The organism is Clavibacter lycopersici (genome assembly GCF_003576405.1).
Lineage (GTDB): Bacteria > Actinomycetota > Actinomycetes > Actinomycetales > Microbacteriaceae > Clavibacter > Clavibacter lycopersici.
The window spans coordinates 1-2,854 of the sequence record NZ_QWGT01000298.1; the positions used below are offsets into that span (position 1 = coordinate 1).

The 2,854-nt window shown below is 75.7% G+C and carries 4 protein-coding genes and 1 pseudogene; all 5 read right to left on the reverse strand.

What is annotated here, in order from left to right; all coding sequences use genetic code 11:
• Nucleotides 1-81: 81 nt before the first annotated feature.
• Nucleotides 82-420 carry a YnfA family protein gene (locus DZG00_RS14150; RefSeq protein WP_119382921.1) on the reverse strand — a complete coding sequence of 113 codons (339 nt, stop codon included), beginning with the start codon at nucleotides 418-420 and terminating at the stop codon, nucleotides 82-84.
• 43 nt (nucleotides 421-463) lie between these two features.
• The gene (locus DZG00_RS14155; RefSeq protein ID WP_119382922.1) at nucleotides 464-955 is read right to left on the reverse strand and encodes an FBP domain-containing protein; all 492 of its coding nucleotides are present in this window, start codon (nucleotides 953-955) and stop codon (nucleotides 464-466) included.
• Between the two features lie 239 nt (nucleotides 956-1,194).
• Nucleotides 1,195-1,644 (reverse strand): MSMEG_6728 family protein, encoded by a 450-nt coding sequence (locus DZG00_RS14160; RefSeq protein WP_119382923.1) that lies wholly within the window; start codon nucleotides 1,642-1,644, stop codon nucleotides 1,195-1,197.
• A gap of 38 nt (nucleotides 1,645-1,682) precedes the next feature.
• Nucleotides 1,683-2,483, reverse strand: coding sequence for a GNAT family N-acetyltransferase (locus DZG00_RS14165; RefSeq protein ID WP_233549165.1), 801 nt, complete (start codon nucleotides 2,481-2,483; stop codon nucleotides 1,683-1,685).
• A 49-nt stretch (nucleotides 2,484-2,532) separates the two neighbouring features.
• Nucleotides 2,533-2,854: pseudogene (locus DZG00_RS17055) on the reverse strand (alpha-galactosidase); the annotation flags it as partial.

Sequence of the window (2,854 nt, forward strand, 5' to 3'; positions counted from 1 at the left end):
GATCGCGCTGGCCCGGCCGACCCACCCACACGCGCGCGTCCGCCCTCCGAGGCGGGCGCGCGCGTCCGCGCGGGCTCCGCGTCAGGCGCCCTGCCCGCGCGGCGCGAACATGATCACCGCGACGCCGAGCAGGCAGACGAGCGCGCCGACCACGTCCCACCGGTCCGGCCGGTAGCCGTCCACGACGGCCCCCCACGCGAGGGATCCCGCGACGAAGACGCCGCCGTAGGCCGCGAGGATCCGCCCGAAGGACGCGTCCGGCTGCAGCGTCGCGATGAAGCCGTACGCGCCGAGCGCCATCACGCCGAGCCCGGCCCACCACCACGGCTTGCCCTCGCGCACCGCCTGCCAGATGAGCCAGGCGCCGCCGATCTCGGCGACCGCGGCGAGGGCGAACAGGATCACGGTGCGCAGCAGCATGCTCCGAGCATGGCGGACGCGGGGGCGGACGCGGGGGTCGGCGTCAGCGCGTGGACGCGACGTCGGCGGCGAACGCCGCGACCCGGCTCCGCAGGTCGTCGATGAGCTGCGCGGTCGCCGCCGCCGGGTCGAAGCCGAGGTACGGGATCGGCCGCGGCTTCCGCACGTTCGCGCTGCACTCGAAGTCGGTGCAGACGAGCGTGCCGACGGTGTTGCCGTTGCGGCCCGCGGCGCCCGCCCGGCGCGCGCCGTAGAACACGACCGGGTTGGGCAGGCGCACGTCCTGGCACCAGGTGCACTGGGCGCGGGATCGCGGGGCGGTGGAGGACTGCTGCAGCAGCACGCCGATCAGCTCGTCACCCACCGGGACGACGACGATCCCGCGCTGCGGGGCCTTCGGGTCGCGCCAGCCGAGGAAGTCGAGGCGGTCCCAGGCGAGCTCGGCGAAGCCCTCGGGGAGGCGGATGTCGCGCGTCTCGCGCTGCGAGGCGTTGACGAGCGAGGAGCGGATGGCGGATTCGGTCAGGGGGAGCATGCGGTGCCCTTCGTGCGGGGTCGCGGCGGTGCCGCGGGGACGGATGTCGGGACGGCGGCCGGATCCTCGTGGATCGACGGCGCGCCGGAGAGGGGCCGGCCCTCGCGGGGCACGGCGACGGATCCGGTGACTACCTGGTGCCGACGGACGTGCCGCCGACGACCTCCCCACGCCCCGAGGGCGCCGCGCTGCTCGTGATGCTCACGGGGATACGGTACCCCGGGTGGGGGAATCGGGGATCACGCGCCCGCGGCGGGCCACACGTAGTCGAGGTCGTCCGGATCCCCCGGGAACGCCGGCCGGTACAGCTCCGGCGCCTTGGCCAGCAGCTTCGAGCGGTGGGAGAGGTGCAGCTCCGGGCGTCCCCACCACGGCGGGAGCTCGATGCGGCCCTCCGTGTAGGCGGCGAGGTCCTCGGGCACCTCGGCGATGATCGCGAGCGTCTTCTCGAAGCACGTGTCGGCGAAGCCGCGGCGGGTCCACTCGGCGCAGGTCGCCTCCTGGTACTCCATGAGCGCGGGCCGGTACCCGCGCCACATGCGCGTGACGGGGTGGCTCTGCCAGCCGTAGCCGGCGACGGTCACGGCCTTCATCACCTGGAGCGTCTCGACGCGCTGCTTCCCGAGCCGCTTGTCGTCGAGCACGGCCATGCTCTCGGCGAGGTCCGGGTAGGGGAGGAACGTCTGCACGGATCCAGTCAACTCCGGCAGCCACGGTGCCGTACGCGTCAGCGCGACCAGGCGTACGGCGTGGTCGTCGAGCAGGCGACGAGTCCGGAGCGCTCGAGGATGGGGCGGGAGAAGTCGGTCGAGTCGCTGTGCACCAGGGTGCGACCGGCGGCGAGGGCCGAGCGCGCGCGGGCCGCGGTGAGGGCGCGGTAGATGCCGCGGCCGCGCCACTCGGGCACGGTCGACCCGCCCCAGAGGCCCGCGAAGTCGGATCCCGCGACGGGCTCGAGCCGGCCCGCCGAGACGATCCGCCCCTCGGCCTCGGCGACCCACAGCTCCATGCCGTCGTCGAGACCGAGGCGGCGGAGGATCGCGTCGGCGTGGTCCGCGGAGACCGGGTCGCCGAAGACCTCGTCCTGCATGGCGCTCATGGCCCGCACGTCGGCCTCCGCGGTGATGCGCCGGAGCGTGACGCCCGCGGGCAGCGGCACGTCGACCGCGAGCGCCCGCGCCTCGCCCAGCATGATCGACTCGCGCTCCTCGGGCACGAAGCCGTTGGCGCGGAGGATCCCGTCCAGCCCGGGCGCGTGGTCGTGGCCGCGGGTCTTCCACTCCACGGTCGTGATGGCGGGGTCGTCGCGGTAGCGCGCGAGCGCCGCGGGGACGAGCTGGCTCAGCCCCGCCTCGTCGAGCCCGCCGAGGTCGGCGTAGGTGATGAAGCCGCGCCCGCCCGGGAGGACGACGAGGCGCAGCGGGCCGAGCTGCCGCACCTCGAGCGCGTTCGGGGTCTCGGCGTCGGTGCGGAGCTGCGCGTCGTAGGCGGCGAGGAGCGCGGCGGCGGATCCGGTGGATGGGGTCACGCGGCGATCCTCCCGCATCGCGGGCACCCGCGCGGTGGGCGGCCGCAGCTCACGACCGGCGGCGCAGCTCCAGCACGCGCGCGGACGGTCCGCCCGGCACCGACCGGACGGTGAGGATCCCGCGGCCCGCCTCCCACTCGGCGTCCCATGCCGCGAGCCGGCGCGGGAAGACCGTGGCGACGTCGACGCGGCGGCCGACGAGCGACGGGAAGGACAGGGTCGCGGTGCCGGCGTCGTCGCCCCGGTCCCAGACGGAGACGACGACGGCGTCACCGGCGTCGTGCGCGACGGACGCCCAGCGGTCGTCGGCCGCGGGCAGCCCGAGCGGCCACAGCGGCACCGATCGGGCCAGGCCGTCGCGCAGCGCGTCG